Source organism: Cupriavidus sp. FW305-3-2-15-C-LB2, assembly GCF_058787575.1.
In genome coordinates, this window is sequence record NZ_JBYSZW010000016.1 from 15,864 (window position 1) to 31,454 (window position 15,591).

General features: G+C 65.9%; 15 protein-coding genes. 5 read left to right on the plus strand and 10 right to left on the minus strand.

Features of this window, described 5'->3' with window-relative positions; genetic code table 11:
* Positions 1–16: 16 nt before the first annotated feature.
* Positions 17–331, minus strand: a complete 315-nt coding sequence (locus AC3WRR_RS13925) for a hypothetical protein (RefSeq protein WP_058696970.1) — start codon at positions 329–331, stop codon at positions 17–19.
* Between the two features lie 269 nt (positions 332–600).
* Here AC3WRR_RS13925 and AC3WRR_RS13930 point away from each other — a divergent pair, with 269 nt between their 5' ends.
* Positions 601–1,113, plus strand: coding sequence for a hypothetical protein (locus tag AC3WRR_RS13930; protein ID WP_010812914.1), 513 nt, complete (start codon positions 601–603; stop codon positions 1,111–1,113).
* Positions 1,114–1,125: 12 nt separating this feature from the next.
* Here the strand turns inward: AC3WRR_RS13930 and AC3WRR_RS13935 are convergent, their stop codons facing one another.
* Positions 1,126–1,716, minus strand: coding sequence for a peroxidase-related enzyme (locus AC3WRR_RS13935; RefSeq protein WP_492292683.1), 591 nt, complete (start codon positions 1,714–1,716; stop codon positions 1,126–1,128).
* A 180-nt stretch (positions 1,717–1,896) separates the two neighbouring features.
* Here AC3WRR_RS13935 and waaC point away from each other — a divergent pair, with 180 nt between their 5' ends.
* On the plus strand, positions 1,897–2,883 hold the full coding sequence (waaC, locus tag AC3WRR_RS13940) for a lipopolysaccharide heptosyltransferase I (protein WP_010812916.1): 987 nt from the start codon (positions 1,897–1,899) through the stop codon (positions 2,881–2,883).
* 58 nt (positions 2,884–2,941) lie between these two features.
* Here the strand turns inward: waaC and msbA are convergent, their stop codons facing one another.
* Positions 2,942–4,672 carry a lipid A export permease/ATP-binding protein MsbA gene (msbA, locus tag AC3WRR_RS13945; protein ID WP_174549456.1) on the minus strand — a complete coding sequence of 577 codons (1,731 nt, stop codon included), beginning with the start codon at positions 4,670–4,672 and terminating at the stop codon, positions 2,942–2,944.
* Between the two features lie 91 nt (positions 4,673–4,763).
* Entirely contained in the window at positions 4,764–5,537 is a 774-nt protein-coding gene (locus AC3WRR_RS13950; protein WP_010812918.1) for a glycosyltransferase family 25 protein, read from the minus strand.
* A gap of 299 nt (positions 5,538–5,836) precedes the next feature.
* On the opposite strand from AC3WRR_RS13950, the gene AC3WRR_RS13955 reads away from it, so the two are divergent.
* Complete coding sequence (locus AC3WRR_RS13955) at positions 5,837–6,616, plus strand: glycosyltransferase family 2 protein (RefSeq protein ID WP_037023915.1); 780 nt, start codon at positions 5,837–5,839, stop codon at positions 6,614–6,616.
* A gap of 36 nt (positions 6,617–6,652) precedes the next feature.
* Positions 6,653–7,726 (plus strand): glycosyltransferase family 4 protein, encoded by a 1,074-nt coding sequence (locus AC3WRR_RS13960; RefSeq protein ID WP_010812920.1) that lies wholly within the window; start codon positions 6,653–6,655, stop codon positions 7,724–7,726.
* 19 nt (positions 7,727–7,745) lie between these two features.
* On the opposite strand, the gene dnaE is transcribed toward AC3WRR_RS13960, so the two are convergent.
* Positions 7,746–11,258, minus strand: a complete 3,513-nt coding sequence (gene dnaE, locus AC3WRR_RS13965) for a DNA polymerase III subunit alpha (RefSeq protein ID WP_058696977.1) — start codon at positions 11,256–11,258, stop codon at positions 7,746–7,748.
* Between the two features lie 207 nt (positions 11,259–11,465).
* On the opposite strand from dnaE, the gene AC3WRR_RS13970 reads away from it, so the two are divergent.
* Entirely contained in the window at positions 11,466–12,314 is an 849-nt protein-coding gene (locus AC3WRR_RS13970) for a sulfurtransferase (RefSeq protein ID WP_058696978.1), read from the plus strand.
* Positions 12,315–12,326: 12 nt separating this feature from the next.
* Here the strand turns inward: AC3WRR_RS13970 and AC3WRR_RS13975 are convergent, their stop codons facing one another.
* The 5 genes from AC3WRR_RS13975 to rpsP all read right to left on the minus strand — a co-directional run bounded on the left by AC3WRR_RS13975 (position 12,327) and on the right by rpsP (position 15,442).
* Complete coding sequence (locus AC3WRR_RS13975; RefSeq protein WP_010812923.1) at positions 12,327–13,007, minus strand: CoA pyrophosphatase; 681 nt, start codon at positions 13,005–13,007, stop codon at positions 12,327–12,329.
* Positions 13,008–13,160: 153 nt separating this feature from the next.
* The gene (gene rplS, locus AC3WRR_RS13980; RefSeq protein ID WP_010812924.1) at positions 13,161–13,553 is read right to left on the minus strand and encodes a 50S ribosomal protein L19; all 393 of its coding nucleotides are present in this window, start codon (positions 13,551–13,553) and stop codon (positions 13,161–13,163) included.
* A gap of 74 nt (positions 13,554–13,627) precedes the next feature.
* Positions 13,628–14,410, minus strand: a complete 783-nt coding sequence (gene trmD / locus AC3WRR_RS13985; RefSeq protein ID WP_011614780.1) for a tRNA (guanosine(37)-N1)-methyltransferase TrmD — start codon at positions 14,408–14,410, stop codon at positions 13,628–13,630.
* A gap of 42 nt (positions 14,411–14,452) precedes the next feature.
* Positions 14,453–15,076, minus strand: coding sequence for a ribosome maturation factor RimM (gene rimM, locus AC3WRR_RS13990; RefSeq protein WP_051398514.1), 624 nt, complete (start codon positions 15,074–15,076; stop codon positions 14,453–14,455).
* A gap of 111 nt (positions 15,077–15,187) precedes the next feature.
* Positions 15,188–15,442: a 30S ribosomal protein S16 gene (gene rpsP, locus AC3WRR_RS13995; protein WP_010812927.1), complete on the minus strand. Its 255-nt coding sequence runs from the start codon at positions 15,440–15,442 to the stop codon at positions 15,188–15,190.
* Between the last annotated feature and the right edge of the window lie 149 nt (positions 15,443–15,591).

The following is a 15,591-nucleotide window of genomic DNA, read 5'->3' on the forward strand; positions in this document are numbered from 1 at the left end:
CCGCATTCTGGCCGGACTAGGGCCGGATCACGACTTGCGGACTCACCACGAAGGCAGGTTCGGGCTGGTAATACACAGCCGGCGGCGGCTGGTACACGACCGGCCGGTCCTTGCACTTGCGCTCTTCCTTGTACTCGCCGTTGTCTTTCCACTTGCGCTTGATCTTGCAGTTGCCGACCCAGAACTCTTCCTTGTAGTCGCCGCCCTTGTGCCGGCGCGCGTAGCGGTGATCATCATCGTCGTCCCAGTCGTCATCGGCATGGGCGGCGGCGGAGAGGGTGCCAAGGAGCACGGGCAATACGATGAGGGCAACAAGGGCGCGGGGCTTCATTTTGGCGGCGGCGAGCGATGGTTGAGAAAGGCTAGCACGCCGCGTTCCGCATCTGTGTATCAAGCTGTTTACGAACGTAACTGCGCTGCAGCGCCTGCGCGTGTCCGCTAGCGTCCGTCTCCTTACGGACTCGGTGATGGTCCTACTCCAATTCCGTTTGCCATCCGCTATAACTAAGCCAAGGTAGTCAGCGGCATCCGCACGGATGCCGCGCCCGGCTTGCCGCCCCGATGCGGGGCGCGGCCCGGTCGGCAAGCAAGGAGTCCGGCATGAACGCCACGAACCATGGGACCTGTCTGCTGGCCCTTCTGTTGTCGGTGGCGTGCGCGCCATTGCCGATTGTCAAGCGCGCCCCCGCACCGCCGCCCGAGGCGAAGGGCGAAGCAATCGCCGCCGCGCCCAAGGAGCGCGCCACCCCGATCGCGAACAAGACCATCAACATTGCCGCCGCCTGCAAGCGCACCGAGGAAGACGGCTTCCGCGAAGACGCGCTGATGGACGTCAAGGCCAACGAGGTGCGTGCGCTCAAGTGGAAGCTATGGGTATCGCGGCGCGGCAGTTGCGAATTCAACCTGGCCGAGTTCCGCCAGGTCCGCGCGACCCCGCACATCGAACTGCAGGCCATCGACGGCAGCCAGTGCAAGCTGCTGGTGTGGCAGGATCCGCGCCGCGTGACGCTGGCCCATAACCGCTGCGAGAAGCACTGCACGCCCGGCATCTACGAGCAGGCGTGGCCGGTGCTGTTCGACCCAAAGAGCGGTGCCTGCGCCGAGGTGCGCTGAGCCGCTGCGGCATTACTTCGCTTTCGGCACCCGGCCCATCAGGTAGAACTCGTCGTTCGGGCGCATGCTGACGGTGTTGGCCATCCGGTTCGACAAGCCGAAGAACGCCGTGATCGCGGCAATATCCCAGGCATCCTCCTCGGAAAAACCGTGCTCGCGCAGCGCAGCAAAGTCGGCATCGCCCACTTCATGCGACGCCTTGCACACCTTCACCGCGAAGTCGAGCATCGCGCGCTGGCGCTGCGGAATATCCGCCTTCAGGTAGTTCACCGCCACCTGGTCCGCCACCAGCGGCTTCTTCTCATAGATGCGCAGGATCGCGCCATGCGCCACCACGCAGTACAGGCACTGGTTGGCACCGGAAGTCGCCACCACGATCATCTCGCGCTCGCCCTTGGTCAGGCCGCCCTCCTTGAGCATGAGCGCGTCGTGGTAGGCGAAGAACGCGCGGAACTCGTCGGGACGGTGCGCAAGCGCCAGGAAGACGTTGGGGACGAAGCCGGCTTTTTCCTGGACTTCCAGGATGCGGGCGCGGATGTCGTCGGGGAGGTCGGTCAGCGCGGGAACGGGGTAGCGGCTGATGGCGAATGCCGGGTCGGACATGGTGGTCTCCTGTTGGATAGGCGTCATCGATCGTGAGCTTCTGATGCAGATACTAACGGATCGGCATGGGTGTGGCGGGCGCCATGTCGCCCATGCATCGCACGGACACATGTCCCCTGCATAAGGCATACTACGCACCTTCCGAACCAGGCAGGCATACTGCCCACCATACTGTTCCTGATGAAACGTATTCTCATCGTCAAGCTGACCTCTCTCGGCGACATGGTGTTCACCCAGCCGCTGGTCGCGGACCTGCAGCGGGCCTTTCCCGGCGTCAAGATCGACTGGATCGCCGACTCATATTGCGCCGACGTGCCGCGCTGGAATCCGAATATCGAGCGTGTGATTTCCGCGCCGCTGCGCGGCTTCAAGAAATCGCGCAATTGGGCTGGCTTGCGTGCGATCTTCAGCGCGCTGCGTGAACTGCGTCGCGAGAAGTACGATGCGGTGCTGGACGTCCACGGCGTCTACAAGAGCGCCATCGTGACGTTCCTGGCACGCACGCGCAATCGCTATGGCTACCCCGTGGCAGAGTTGGGCGAGAGCGGCGCCCGCTTCGCCTACAACCATGTGTTCCAGCCATTTGTCGAAGAAGATTGCGCGCGGCAGCGGATGCGCCGCGCCGTCAGCCGCGCCCTGGGCTATGAGCTGACCAGGGACATGGACTACGGCCTGGAGATGCCAGCAGACACGCCGGCGCCGGCCGCCAAGGGTCCGTACGCGATGCTGTTCCATGCCACCTCGAGCGAGGAAAAGAAGTGGCCGGTCGCCGACTGGATCAGCGTGGGCAGCGCGATCTCGGCGCGCGGGCTGCGCGTGCTGGTGCCCTGGGGCAACGACGCGGAGCGCAAGGAAGCCGAAACCATCGCCGCCAGCGTGCCCAACGCCGAAGTGATGCCACGCCTGAGCATCACCGGTGTGGCGCAGATGGTAGGCAAGGCATCGCTGGTGGTTGGCATGGACACTGGCTTCGTGCATATCGCCGATGCGCTGCGCCGCCCGACCGTGATCCTGTTCACGACCACGTCGCGCCACCTGTACGGCGTCGATGCGCCGGGCCGCGCGGTCTCGCTGGGCGGCGGCGGCGTGGTGCCGCGGCGGGATCAGGTGCTGGCTGCCATCGATGAAGTGCTGGGCGTGCAGCCGCCCGTCACCTCGCCAAACTGAGCACGAAGGAAACGACAAAGGCCGGCGCAAGCGCCGGCCTTTGTCGTTGGCAGGTCCGTTACCCTTGCTGCGTCGCGAACTGGATCCGGTGCAGCCCGGCGTACAGGCCGTTGGCCGCAAGCAACTGCGCGTGCGTGCCCTGCTCCGCCACGCGCCCGTGGTCCAGCACCGCGATGCGGTCAGCATTCTCGATGGTGGACAACCGGTGCGCAATCACCAGCGTGGTCCGGCCCTTCATCAGTTCCTCCAGCGCCGCCTGGACCTGGCGCTCGGACTCCGAATCCAGTGCCGAAGTCGCCTCGTCCAGGATCAGGATCGGCGCGTTCTTATACAGCGCCCGGGCAATCGCCAGCCGCTGGCGCTGACCGCCGGACAGCTTCATGCCGTTGTCGCCAATATTGGTGTTCAGGCCCTCCGGCAGCCCCTTGACCGTTTCCGTCAGGTAAGCGGCCGCCAGCGCGCGCTCAACGCGGGCCATGTCGATCTCGCGGTCGGATTGCGCGCCATATGCCACATTGGCGGCGACGGTGTCGTTGAACAGCACCACGTCCTGGCTGACGAAGGCAATCTGGTTGCGCAGGTCCTTCAGCGACAACTCGGTCAGCGGCGTGCCATCCAGCAGGATGCGCCCGCCAGTCGGGTCGAAGAAGCGCGGCACCAGGTTGACCAGCGTGGTCTTGCCGCTTCCCGACGGGCCCACCAGCGCCACCACTTCGCCCGGGCTGACGCGCAGGTCAATGCCCTCCAGCGCGGCGCGCGATGCTTCACCGTAGCGGAAGCCGACTTGCTCGAAGGCCAGCTCGCCACGGGCACGACCCAGCATCTTGCCACCGTCCTGCGGCTCGATCGGCTCATCGATCAGCCGGAAGATCATCTCGGCTGCGGTGATGCCGCGTGTCAGCGGCTGGTTGATGTCGGTCAGGTGCTTGAGCGGCGAGATCAGCAGCAGCATCGCCATCACAAAGCCGGTAAAACCGCCCACCGTGGTCTGGTTAGCCTGCGCCTGCACCATCGCAATGGTGATGATCACCGACAGCGCCAGCGCGGCCAGGAAGGCCGTGACCGGCTGGTTCAACCCGCCGGCAACCGCCATGCGCATCGAGTAGTTCTTGAGCCGCTCGGCCACGGTGCGGAAGCGGCCCATCTCGTAGGCCTCGCCGCCGTGCAGCTTGACCACCTTGTAGCCGCCCACAGCCTCTTCCACGACATAGGCAGCGTTGTTGGTAAAAGCCTGGTGATCGCGGTTGAGCTTGCGCAGCCGGCGGTTGATCTTCGACATCAGGTAGCCGATCACCGGCAGGATCACCGCCACGATCAGCGTCAGGCGCCAGTTGGTATAGAACAGGTAGATCAGCAGCGCGACAACCGTCAGCGAGTCCCGCACCAGCGTGATAAAGACGCTGGTCAGGATCTGCAGCACCTGGTTGACCTCGAAGATCACGGCGTTGATCAGCGAAGCCGCCGTGTTGCGGTGGAAGAACGACGCCGGCGCCTGCAGCAGGCGCTCGAACATCTGCAGGCGCATCTTCAGCAGCACGCGGTTCGAGATCAGGTTCAGCAGGTAGCCCGAGGCAAACTGCGCCACGCCGCGGATCAGGGCCACGCCGGTCAGGATGGCGGGGACATGCCACAGCGTGCCGGCGTAGTCGCCGCCGAAGCCCTTGTCGAGCAGGTCATTGACAACCTTGGGGATCACCCCTTCGCTGCCCGCAACCACGGCCATGGCGAGGATAGCGCCGATGAAGATGCGTAACTCGGGGCGCAGGTAAGACCAGAGCCGGCTGGCCATGCTGGACGGCACGGCGGCACCTGGCGAAATGGGCGGTTTGGATGTGGTCACTGATATTTCTTGTGTGTGGAGGCGGCGTGCCGGCCCGGCGCTAGCCCGGCCGCTTCTGCCGGGCTACCCGAAGGAAGGGCCTGACGATGAGCTGGAACAGGAAGCGCTGATAGACGTAGCGGCGCAGATAATAGCCGATGCTGCGCTGAGCCTTGTCGGTGGCGTCCAGGTCGGCGCGATGCGTTTCGAGCGACGAGGTCTCGGCCAGCTCGGTCAGGCCGATGCAATATGGCACCACCGCACTGACCGACACCAGGCCCTGCTTTTCGAAGGCCGACCAGTAGTCGGCCGCGCACCACATCGGCTGCAAGCCCGCCAGCAGCCGTCGCGCTGCGGCACGCGTCACCACGTAGCCGTGCGCGCGCCACCATTCGCCGTAGCGCCTGACCAGGCGTCGTTCACCGCCGAGCCTGCGGGCACCCCAGCGGGTGTACTTGTCGACATGGGACAGCAGCACTACCTCGGCCCGGTCCGGATCCAGGCGCGACTCCAGGTCGGCCAGCACGGTTGCCAGGTCGGGGCCAGGCGAAGCATCGTCCTCCAGCACCAGCGCAAAGGCGGCGCCGTCGTCGAGCATCTTGCGGTATACACCGAGGTGGCTCAACCCGCACCCGACCTCGCCCCGGCTCATTGGCCGGTAGCGCGCGGCGGCGGCCGCGGCATCGTACTTGCTGGCCACTTCCTGCTCCGCCAGCACGCGGCCATCCACGGCCCGGAACACCTGGAACGGGATGCCAAGGCCCGCCAGCTGGCCGGAAATGCGCTCCCGGCGTTCCCGCGCGGAGTCGAGATTGATGACGTAGGCGCCGATCATGCGGCCAGCACCAGTGTGTCCAGTCTTGCCCGGATTGCAGCCGGCAACAGAGAGACCAATGCTGCACGCGCAGGCAGAAGGAAGACTTCTTCCATCCCGGCGGAACGGAACAATTGTGCTCGTATCATCAATTTGAGTTTCAGGGAGCGGCCCGCTAGCCGACTCGATGGCATCAGGGTGCGCGGAGGGCGCCATGCGCCAGTGCGGTAGAATACGCGGTCTCGATCCAGCGCCTGGCGCCGTGGGCGACTCCGGCGGCCCGTCGGTCTTGTCCGACCTGCGTGCCTCCCCTATGTTCCATGAGAGTCTCGGCCGTCATCATTACCAGGAATGAAGCTCACAATATCGGGCCATGCCTCGAAAGCGTGTCCTGGTGCGAAGAGGCGATTATAGTGGATTGGGCCAGCACGGATGACACTGTGGCGATTGCGCGTGCCGCCGGCGCCACCGTCATCCAGACCGACGACTGGCCTGGCTTCGGCCCGCAGAAGAACCGCGCGGTTGACGCCGCCACGGGCGACTGGATCCTGAGTCTCGACGCCGACGAACGTGTCACGCCCGCCCTGCGCGACGAGATCCTGGGCCATCTGAAGCGGTCCGACGCCCACGCGCTTGCGCTGCCGCGCCTGTCAGCGTTCTGCGGCACCTTCGTGCGCCACGCCGGCTGGTACCCGGACTATGTGACCCGCGTCTTCCGCAAGGGCCGCGGCCGCTTCACGGATGACCTGGTCCACGAACACCTGAAAGTGGACGACCCGGTCACCCATCTGCGCGAGCCGCTGATCCATTACAGCTACCGCACATTGTCGGACGTGCTGCGCAAGATCGACAGCTACTCCAGCGCAGGCGCGCAGCAGGCCTACGCGCGGGGCAAGCGTAGTTCGGTGGCGTCCGCCGCGGGCCACGGCCTGTGGGCCTTCATCCGGACCTACCTGCTCAAGCGCGGCTTCCTGGACGGCAGCGCAGGCTTCGGCGTGGCGCTGATGAATGCGCAGGCAAGCTACTACAAGTACGCCAAGCTGGCGCAGTTGCAGGCCGACACCGATCTCAAGGCAGCCGCCCCTGAGGTCACCCGTTGAGGCGCCGGCCGCCCCTCCCCTTTATTCCATGCATCGATGAAAGTTGGCATCTCCTGCAATCGCTTCGGCGCTGGCGGCGGCCTGGAACGCTATGCGCTCGACATCAGCCGGGCCATGGCAGGCCGCGCCGGCACCGAGGTGTCGGTCTACGCGCGCCGCTTCGACGCCGGCGTGGCAGAGTCGGCCGGCATTGTCCCGCACCGGATCGTGGTGTCGTGGCTGCCCGGCAAGCTGCGCGACCGCTACTTCTCGTGGCGGCTGCAAGCGCGCCGTCCCGCGGACGAAGTGCTGATCGGCTGCAACCGCGTGCGCGGCTCCGATATCGCCATCTGCGGCGGCACCCATCGCGGCTATCTCGGCGCGCGCGGCACGACAGCGCGCCGCTCCGACCAGTGGCAGATCGACCTGGAGAGTGCGCAGTATGCTGGCGCGCACCGCGTGGTGGCACATTCGGCGCTGATGCGCCGCGAGGTGATCGAGCTGTACGGGATGCCGCCGGACCGCGTGGAACTGATCTACCCGCCGGTCGACACGCAGCGCTTCACGCCGGTCGACGCCGACGCGCGCGCCGCGTTGCGCCGTGAGTTCGGTTTCGGTGACGATGAGGTCGTATTCCTGTTCCCGTCTTCGGGCCATGCCCGCAAGGGTTTCGACCTGCTTGCCGACTATTTCTCCAAATCGGACCTGCCGATCACGCTTGCCGTGGCCGGCCGTCCGGTTGGGCGCACCATCCCGCGGGTACGGGAACTGGGCTACAGCAGCCGCATCGACGCGCTCTACCGCGCCGCGGACTTCACCATCCTGGCGTCGGGCTATGAACCGTTCGGACTGGTCGGCGTGGAATCGGTGCTGTGCGGCACACCGCTGGTCTTTGCCGACAATATTGCCTGCCTGGAGGTGATCCGGCCGCAGGCGGTGCATGCCTTCGCACGCGATCGCGCCGAGACGCTCGAGCGCGCGATTCACGCCGCGGTCGACGCGGCACGCAGCGGCCAGGGCCGGCTGGCGAATCCGATGGCGATGCTCAACTACGATCCGGGCATCGAGGCCCACGTCGACGCGCTGCTAGCACTGGCGGCCAGCGCGCGCGCCGCCCGGCAGGCGGCCTGAGACCGCCGCTGCCGTCGGCTTATTCGTAGAGGGTACTGACGCTGTCCGGCGACAGTGCCAGCCGCAACGCGGTCAGCGCCTCGTCGGAGGGCACCACCTTCCAGTCCGCTCCGAGCATGGCCTCGCACGAAGCCGCCCCCGACTGGTAGTGGATGCGCACCGGCAAACCCTGTCCACCGCTGGCGCGGGCCAGGTGCGGCATCAGCAGTTCGCGCAGCATCCCGGTCGAGGAATTGCCATTCATCGACAACCGCACGGCGCTGGCAAACTTGACGCGTGCGGCCACCAGGTCCATCACCGATTCCGCCGTAAACCTCACCCCACCGGTAAACGTATCGTGCCGCGCGTTCCCCGTGGCGATCAGCAGCTCGTCCTCGCGGAACATGTGCCGGTTGGCGTCGAACAGCTCGTTGAACACCGTCATCTCGACCAGCCCGGTGCCGTCGTCGAGCGTGACGATCACCATCTTGCCGCGCTGCGTCATCTGCGTGCGGACGCCGCTGATCACGCCGGCGATGGTCTTGCCGCGCACGTCGCGGCCGAAGCCGCCGCCGTTGCCCTGCACTTCCTTTTCCAGCGCGGCCAGCGTGCCCTTGTTGAAGCGGCGCACCTCGTCGCGGTAGGCATCGAACAGGTGGCCTGAGAAGTAGTAGCCGAGCGCCTGCTTCTCTTCCTGCAGCGTGCGCTTGGGACTCCAGCGCGGCTCGTCGAGCAGCTCGGGGCGGTGCGCATCGCCGGCATCGCCCATCAGGTCGAACAGCGACACCTGGTTGGCGGACTCGGCCTTCTGCTCGGCGGCCTCCATCGCGATCGGCACCGAGGCCAGCAGCTGGGCGCGGTTGTCGTTCAGGCTGTCGAAGGCGCCGGCGCGGATCAGCGCCTCGATGGTGCGGCGATTGACCTGGCGGCGGTCGACGCGTTCGCAGAAGTCGAACAGATCGGTGAACGGGCGCTCCTCGCGTGCGCGCAGGATATCTTCGATCGCGCCCTGGCCGCTGCCCTTGATGCCGCCAAGGCCGTAGCGGATGGTCTTGGGGTCGGTCGGCGCGAAGCGGTATTCGCTGGCGTTGACGTCCGGCGGCAGCACCGCGAGCTTGTTGAGCTTGCAGTCCTCGTAGAGGATCTTGACCTTGTCGGTGTCGTCCATGGCGAGCGACATGTTGGCTGCCATGAATTCGGCCGGATGGTGGGCCTTGAGCCAGGCGGTGTAGTACGCCAGCAGCGCATACGCGGCCGCGTGCGACTTGTTGAAGCCGTAGCCCGCGAACTTCTCCATCAGGTCGAAGATATCGTCGGCCTGCTGCGCGGAGAGGCCGTTCTTGTCGGCGCCTTCGCGGAACATGACGCGATGCTGGGCCATCTCCTCGGGCTTCTTCTTGCCCATGGCGCGGCGCAGCAGGTCGGCGCCGCCGAGCGAGTAGCCGCCGATGATCTGCGCCATCTGCATCACCTGCTCCTGGTAGACCATGATGCCGTAGGTCTCTTTCAGGACGGGTTCGACGCGCGGATCCGGGTACTCCACCTTCTCGCGGCCGTGCTTGCGCGCGCAGAAGCTGGGGATCAGGTCCATCGGGCCCGGGCGGTACAGTGCCACCAGCGCGATGATGTCCTCGAAGCGGTCAGGCTTGGCGTCCTTCAGCATGCCCTGCATGCCGCGGCTTTCCAGCTGGAACACGGCGACCGTGTTGGCGGTCTTGAGGATATCGAAGGCGGGACCGTCGTCGAGCGGGATATGGCTGCAGTTCCAGTCAGCCTTGCTGGGGTCGAGACGGCGGATATAGCGCTCGGCCCAGTCCAGGATGGTCAGCGTGGTCAGGCCCAAAAAGTCGAACTTGACCAGGCCGGCGGCCTCGACGTCGTCCTTGTCGTACTGGCTGACCACGCCGCTCATGCCGTCGTTCTGCGCGCCCTGCGTGTACAGCGGGCAGAAGTCGGTCAGCCGGCCGGGCGCGATCAGCACGCCGCCGGCATGCATGCCGACGTTGCGGGTCATGCCTTCGACGCGCTGTGCCAGCTCCAGCAGCTGGCGCACTTCTTCCTCGTTGCTCTCGCGCTCGGTCAGCAGCGGCTCTTCCTTCTTGGCTTCCTCGATGGTGACCAGCTTGCCCGGCTTGAACGGGATCAGCTTGGCGATGCCGTCGACAAAGCCGTAGCCGAGATCGAGCACCCGGCCCACGTCGCGCACCGCGGCCTTTGCCGCCATGGTGCCGAAGGTGGCGATCTGCGATACCGCGTCCTTGCCGTACTTCTCTTTCACGTACGTGATCACGCGATCGCGGCCGTGCTGGCAGAAGTCGATGTCGAAGTCGGGCATCGAGACCCGTTCCGGGTTCAGGAAACGCTCGAACAGCAGCGCGTACTTGAGCGGATCCAGGTCGGTAATGCCGAGCGCATACGCGACCAGCGAACCGGCGCCCGAACCGCGGCCCGGTCCCACCGGCACGCCGTTGTTCTTGGCCCAGTTGATAAAGTCCGCCACGATCAGGAAGTAGCCGGGGAAGCCCATCTTGATGATGGTGCCGGTCTCGAATTCCAGCCGTGCGTAGTATTCCGGGCGCTTGGATTCGCGCACCGCCTCGTCGGGGAACAGCACCGTCAGGCGCTTCTCCAGCCCGTCCTTGGCCATGTAGACCAGGTAGTCGTCCAGCGACATGCCGTCGGGCGTCGGGAACAGCGGCAGGCGCGGCTTGCCCAGTTCCAGCGTCAGGTTGCAGCGGCGCGCGATCTCGACCGCGTTCTCCAGTGCCGAGGGGATGTCGGCGAATAGCGCGCACATCTCGTCCTGGGTCTTGAAGTACTGGTCGGTGGTAAAGCGCCGCGTGCGGCGCGGATTGGCCAGCAGCTCGCCCTCGGCGATGCACACGCGCGCCTCGTGCGCGGTGTAGTCGTCCGGCGTCATGAACTGCACCGGATGCGTGGCCACCACCGGCAGTTGCAGTTCCGCCGCCAGTTGCACGGCCTGCTGCACGTAGGCATCGGTGCCGGCATTGCCGGCGCGCTGCAGTTCGATGTAGAAGCGCTGCGCGAACACCGTGGACCAATGCTGTGCCGCGCGGCGCGCACCGTCGGCATTGCCGTTGGCCAGCGCCATGCCGATATCGCCACCCATTGCGCCCGACAGGGCGATCAGGCCGGTCGCGAGCGGCAGGTCGTCTTCGCCGGGTTCCAGGAACCAGGCCGGATCGATCTCGGCGCGGCCGCGGTGCTGGTTGCCCAGCCACGCACGCGACAACAGCATGCACAGGTTCAGGTAGCCGCGGCGGTCCTGCACCAGCAGCAGCAGGCGCGACGGCTTGTCGCGGTCTTCGGCGTTGGTGAGCCAGACGTCGGCACCGACCACCGGCTTCACGCCCTTGCCGCGCGCCTCCTTGTAGTAACGGATCAGCCCGAAGGCGTTGGCGAGATCCGTCAGGGCGAGCGCGCCCATGCCGTCGGCGGCAGCGGCCTTGACGGCGTCTTCCAGGCGGACGATGCCGTCCACGATGGAGTATTCGGAATGCAGGCGGAGGTGTACGAAGCGGGGTGCGGACATGGGCGACATTGTACCGGCTCGGGCCGCTGGCATGCCTCCGATATTGCGTGCGGGCGGCCTGGCGCGAGGGCCCGGCATAGCTGATCGGAGTGCTTGGGAATGCGCGGCGGCGGCGCCCGCACGCGTTATAATTTCACCTTTCCAATCAGGCAGTTATCGCAAGCCGTCGGCGCCCTTCGGGACGCGGCCGCGCAGGCGCAGTCTCCCATGCAGATCGTCAATATTTCCGCTTACAAATTCGTCTCGCTGGACGACATCGAGACCCTGCGCCCGGCCATGCGCGAGCGCTGCGAAGCGGCCGGCCTGAAGGGCACGATCCTGCTCGCGCCCGAAGGCATCAATATGTTCCTGGCCGGGCCGCGCGCAGCCATCGACGGTTTCATGGACTGGCTGCACGCCGATGCGCGCTTTGCCGATATCGCGCCCAAGGAAAGCCTGTCGGAAAACCAGCCCTTCAAGCGCATGCTGGTGCGCGCCAAGAAGGAAATCATCACCATGAAGATGCCGCTGATCCGCCCCGAGGAAGGCCGCGCGCCGTCAGTGCGTCCGACCGAACTGAAGCGCTGGCTGGACCAGGGGCACGACGACGAAGGCCGCCCGGTGGTGATGCTGGACACGCGCAATGATTTCGAAGTCGCGGTTGGCACGTTCGAAGACGCCGTGGAATATGACATCGCCAAGTTCAGCGAATTTCCCGAGGCGGTGGCGGCCCACAAGGCGGAGCTGGAAGGCAAGACCGTGGTGTCGTTCTGCACCGGCGGCATCCGCTGCGAGAAGGCGGCGATCCATATGCAGGAAGTCGGCGTCGAGCGCGTGTACCAGCTCGAGGGCGGCATCCTGAAGTACTTCGAGGAAGTCGGCGGCAGCCATTATCGCGGCGACTGCTTCGTCTTTGACTACCGCACCGCGCTGAACCCCAACCTGGAGCCGGCCGGCCCCAAGCAGTGCTTTGCCTGCCGCGCGGTGGTCACGCCGCAGGAGCAGCAAAGCCCGCACTACGTGGTCGGCAAGAGCTGCCCCCACTGCATCGGCAGCAAGGACCAGGCCGCAGCGTAAGAAGCCGGCGGCTCAGGCGGCCAGCAGGTGGTAAAGATTGCGCAGCATGCCCGCGGTGGCGCCCCAGATAAAGCGGTGGCCGCCAGTCTCGCGCGGATAGGGCATGGCGTAGAACACCCGCTCGCCGTCGACCCAGCGGAACAGCCGCCGTTCGTGGTGGGATGGGTCCATCAGAAACGCGAGCGGCACCTCGAAGACATCGGCGACCTCCGAGGCATCCGGGCGCAGCGTGAAACCGTCGCGCACCAGCCCTACCACGGGGCTCACGTGGAAACCGGTGCCGGTAATGTAGTCCGGCAGCGCACCCAGCACTTCGACATAGTCGCGCGCCAGCCCCACCTCTTCTTCCGTCTCGCGCAGCGCGGTGTCGATACGGTTGACATCCCATGACTCCTGCCGCCCGCCCGGGAAGCTGATCTGCCCGGCATGCGCGCTCAGGTTGGCATTGCGCTGCGTCAGCAGCACCGTCAGGCCGTCATGGCGCTCCACCAGCGGCACCAGCACGGCGGCGTCGCGCAGTCCGCGGCTGCGGTCATAGACGCGCGATTCATCGGTCAGCTCCGGCGCCCAGGCCGGCGGCACCCGGAAGCGGTGCCGGATAAAGTCCACCTCAAGCCGCGGCGCGCTCAGGGCGCCGTTGCGCAGGTCGGTGTCGATGACGGGGAGGGATTCGGGATCGAAGGCAGGACGCATAACATCGCAAGTATGACAGAAGCGCGCATTCTGGCGCTGCAGCAAAAAGCGCCTGCCGCTTCCACCGTTGCGCCGCGCCAATGCAAAAAGGGCACCCTGGGGTGCCCTTCCTGAGGAAACGCTGGCCGGGCTGCCCCGGCCGGCATGCCCAGCTTACTGCGCAGCCTTGGCAGCGACAGCAGCCTTCGACACCAGCTTTTCCTTGATACGTGCGGACTTGCCCGAACGCTGGCGCAGGTAGTACAGCTTCGCGCGACGCACGTCGCCGCGACGCTTCACTTCGATGGCAGCGATCAGCGGCGAGTACAGCTGGAACGTACGTTCCACGCCTTCACCCGACGAGATCTTGCGCACGATGAAGGACGAATTCAGGCCGCGGTTGCGCTTGGCAATCACGACGCCTTCGTAGGCCTGCACGCGCTTGCGGTTACCTTCCACCACGTTCACGCTGACAACCACGGTGTCGCCAGGCGCGAATGCGGGGATGGTCTTGTTCGCGGTCAGACGCGCGATCTCTTCCTTCTCGATCTGCTCGATGATGTTCATCGTTTTTCTCCGTAGCCATCGTGCCGGCGTTGTATGCCCCAGGCATTGCCCGGGCCCCGGCAGAGGATGGGGTTTTACCTGGCGGGGGTCTCCCCCCGCCCTTCCTTCGCCGCCCATTCCGACAAGAACTTCTCGTCGGCCCGGGTCAGCAAACCTTGTTTGCGAGCGGCCTCGATCAGATCGGGACGCTTGCTCGCGGTATTGGCCAGCGCCTGCTGGCGCCGCCATTTCTCGATCTCGGCGTGATGGCCCCCGAGCAGGATCTCGGGCACCCGCACGCCTTCATATTCTTCCGGCCGCGTGTAGTGCGGACAATCCAGCAGGCCGTTGACAAAGCTGTCCTGCACGGCCGACTGCGCATCGCCCAGCACGCCCGGCAGATGCCGCACCACGGCGTCGATCAGCGCCATCGCCGGCAGTTCGCCGCCCGACAGCACAAAGTCGCCGAGGCTGATTTCCTCGTCCACGCGGCGGTCGATCAGCCGCTGGTCGATGGCCTCATACCGGCCGCACAGCAAGACCAGGCCCGGCCGTTCGGCCAGTTCCATCACCTTGGCATGCGACAGCGTCTTGCCCTGCGGCGACATCAGCACCACATGCGGCTCTGGCACGCCGGCCTGCGCCTGAGCCGCCACCGCGGCATCGATCGCGTCATCCAGCGGCTTGGCCAGCATCACCATGCCGGGGCCGCCGCCGTAAGGACGATCGTCGATGGTGCGGTAGTTGTCGACCGTGAAATCACGCGGATTCCAGGTACGCAAGCCATAGCGCTGCTGCTTTGCCGCCCGGCTGGTGATACCCCAGTCGGTCAGCGCGCGAAACATGTCGGGAAACAGCGTGATCACATCGAACTGCATCCGCTCTCTCCCTTCCGAACCCCGCACCGCGAAGGCACGGGTTCAGTAATCGAGCCCCCAGTCGACCACGATGCGCTTGCCCGCGGTATCGACCGAGCGCAGGAACGCATCGACAAACGGGATCAGCCGTTCACCGGCCTTGCCGTCAGGGAGCACGCAGGCCACCTGCAGGATCTGGTGGGCACCGTTGTCGATCAGCCCGGACACCTCGCCCAGCAACTCGCCTTGCTCGTTGCTGACGGTGCAGCCAATCAGGTCGACCCAGTAGAACTCATCTTCTTCCGGCGCGGGAAAATCCGCACGCCGGATCCACACGCGACGGCCCTTGAGCGCTTCCGCAAGATTGCGGTCGGCCACGCCGGACGCTTGCGCCACGACGGTGCCGCTGTGCTCGCGCGACTGCGCGATCTTCACGCAGACGGGCTGGGCACGCGACGCATCGGCCGCCACCAGCCCCGCCTGCGGCGGTGCCAGCAGCCACCAGCGGCGGGCATGCAGCAGGGCCGAAGCATCATCGGCATGCGGCAAGACCTTGATCCAGCCGCGGATGCCGTAGGCAGCCCCAATATAGCCGACCTCCACCAGGTCTTCCGGCAGGGGGTCGGCATACAGGAGCGCCGCGGGCAGTTTGCAAGCCTTTTGCGGCTCGCCCTGGGGCTGAACCAGCGGTCGGTTCAGCGGCCGGGCGGCGCCCTGCTTTCGTTCAGTCACGTGTGCAATAAGAACGCGCCCGGCCGGCCGCAAAAACGGCTCGACGGGGCGCGCTGCAGGCGACTATCAGGCAGCAGCCTTGGCGGCGCCTTGCTTGACCAGGCGGGCAACGGTCGGCGACAGCTGGGCGCCAACACCTTGCCAGTAGGCCAGGCGGTCTTGCGCCAGGCGCAGGCCTTCTTCACCTTCCGTAGCCAGCGGGTTGTAGAAACCAACGCGCTCAATGAAACGACCATCGCGACGGTTGCGCGAGTCGGTGGCGACGATGTTGAAGAACGGGCGCTTCTTGCTGCCGCCGCGAGCCAGACGGATAACGACCATGGAATGATTCCTCAGAAAACGGGGTGTTCGAGGACGTTCGAACACGAAACGCAAGAGTATAGCCCAATTACCGAGGCCAAACAAACACTTAGGTGATTGACGCGCGCCTGCCGTGCAGGCATCGTGGCAAAAACCGCGACAGGAGGCCC

Bases quoted from the DNA above. Each gene is read 5' to 3' on its own strand.
- AC3WRR_RS13955 (WP_037023915.1), top strand. From the start codon at position 5,837: ATGAGAGTCTCGGCCGTCATCATTACCAGGAATGAAGCTCACAATATC.
- AC3WRR_RS13935 (WP_492292683.1), bottom strand. From the start codon at position 1,716: ATGTCCGACCCGGCATTCGCCATCAGCCGCTACCCCGTTCCCGCGCTG.
- AC3WRR_RS13960 (WP_010812920.1), top strand. From the start codon at position 6,653: ATGAAAGTTGGCATCTCCTGCAATCGCTTCGGCGCTGGCGGCGGCCTG.
- AC3WRR_RS13950 (WP_010812918.1), bottom strand. From the start codon at position 5,537: ATGATCGGCGCCTACGTCATCAATCTCGACTCCGCGCGGGAACGCCGG.
- AC3WRR_RS13930 (WP_010812914.1), top strand. From the start codon at position 601: ATGAACGCCACGAACCATGGGACCTGTCTGCTGGCCCTTCTGTTGTCG.
- waaC (WP_010812916.1), top strand. From the start codon at position 1,897: ATGAAACGTATTCTCATCGTCAAGCTGACCTCTCTCGGCGACATGGTG.
- dnaE (WP_058696977.1), bottom strand. From the start codon at position 11,258: ATGTCCGCACCCCGCTTCGTACACCTCCGCCTGCATTCCGAATACTCC.
- rpsP (WP_010812927.1), bottom strand. From the start codon at position 15,442: ATGGTCGTTATCCGTCTGGCTCGCGGCGGCAGCAAGAAGCGCCCGTTC.
- rplS (WP_010812924.1), bottom strand. From the start codon at position 13,553: ATGAACATCATCGAGCAGATCGAGAAGGAAGAGATCGCGCGTCTGACC.
- AC3WRR_RS13975 (WP_010812923.1), bottom strand. From the start codon at position 13,007: ATGCGTCCTGCCTTCGATCCCGAATCCCTCCCCGTCATCGACACCGAC.
- AC3WRR_RS13925 (WP_058696970.1), bottom strand. From the start codon at position 331: ATGAAGCCCCGCGCCCTTGTTGCCCTCATCGTATTGCCCGTGCTCCTT.
- trmD (WP_011614780.1), bottom strand. From the start codon at position 14,410: ATGCAGTTCGATGTGATCACGCTGTTTCCCGACATGTTTCGCGCGCTG.
- msbA (WP_174549456.1), bottom strand. From the start codon at position 4,672: ATGGCCAGCCGGCTCTGGTCTTACCTGCGCCCCGAGTTACGCATCTTC.
- AC3WRR_RS13970 (WP_058696978.1), top strand. From the start codon at position 11,466: ATGCAGATCGTCAATATTTCCGCTTACAAATTCGTCTCGCTGGACGAC.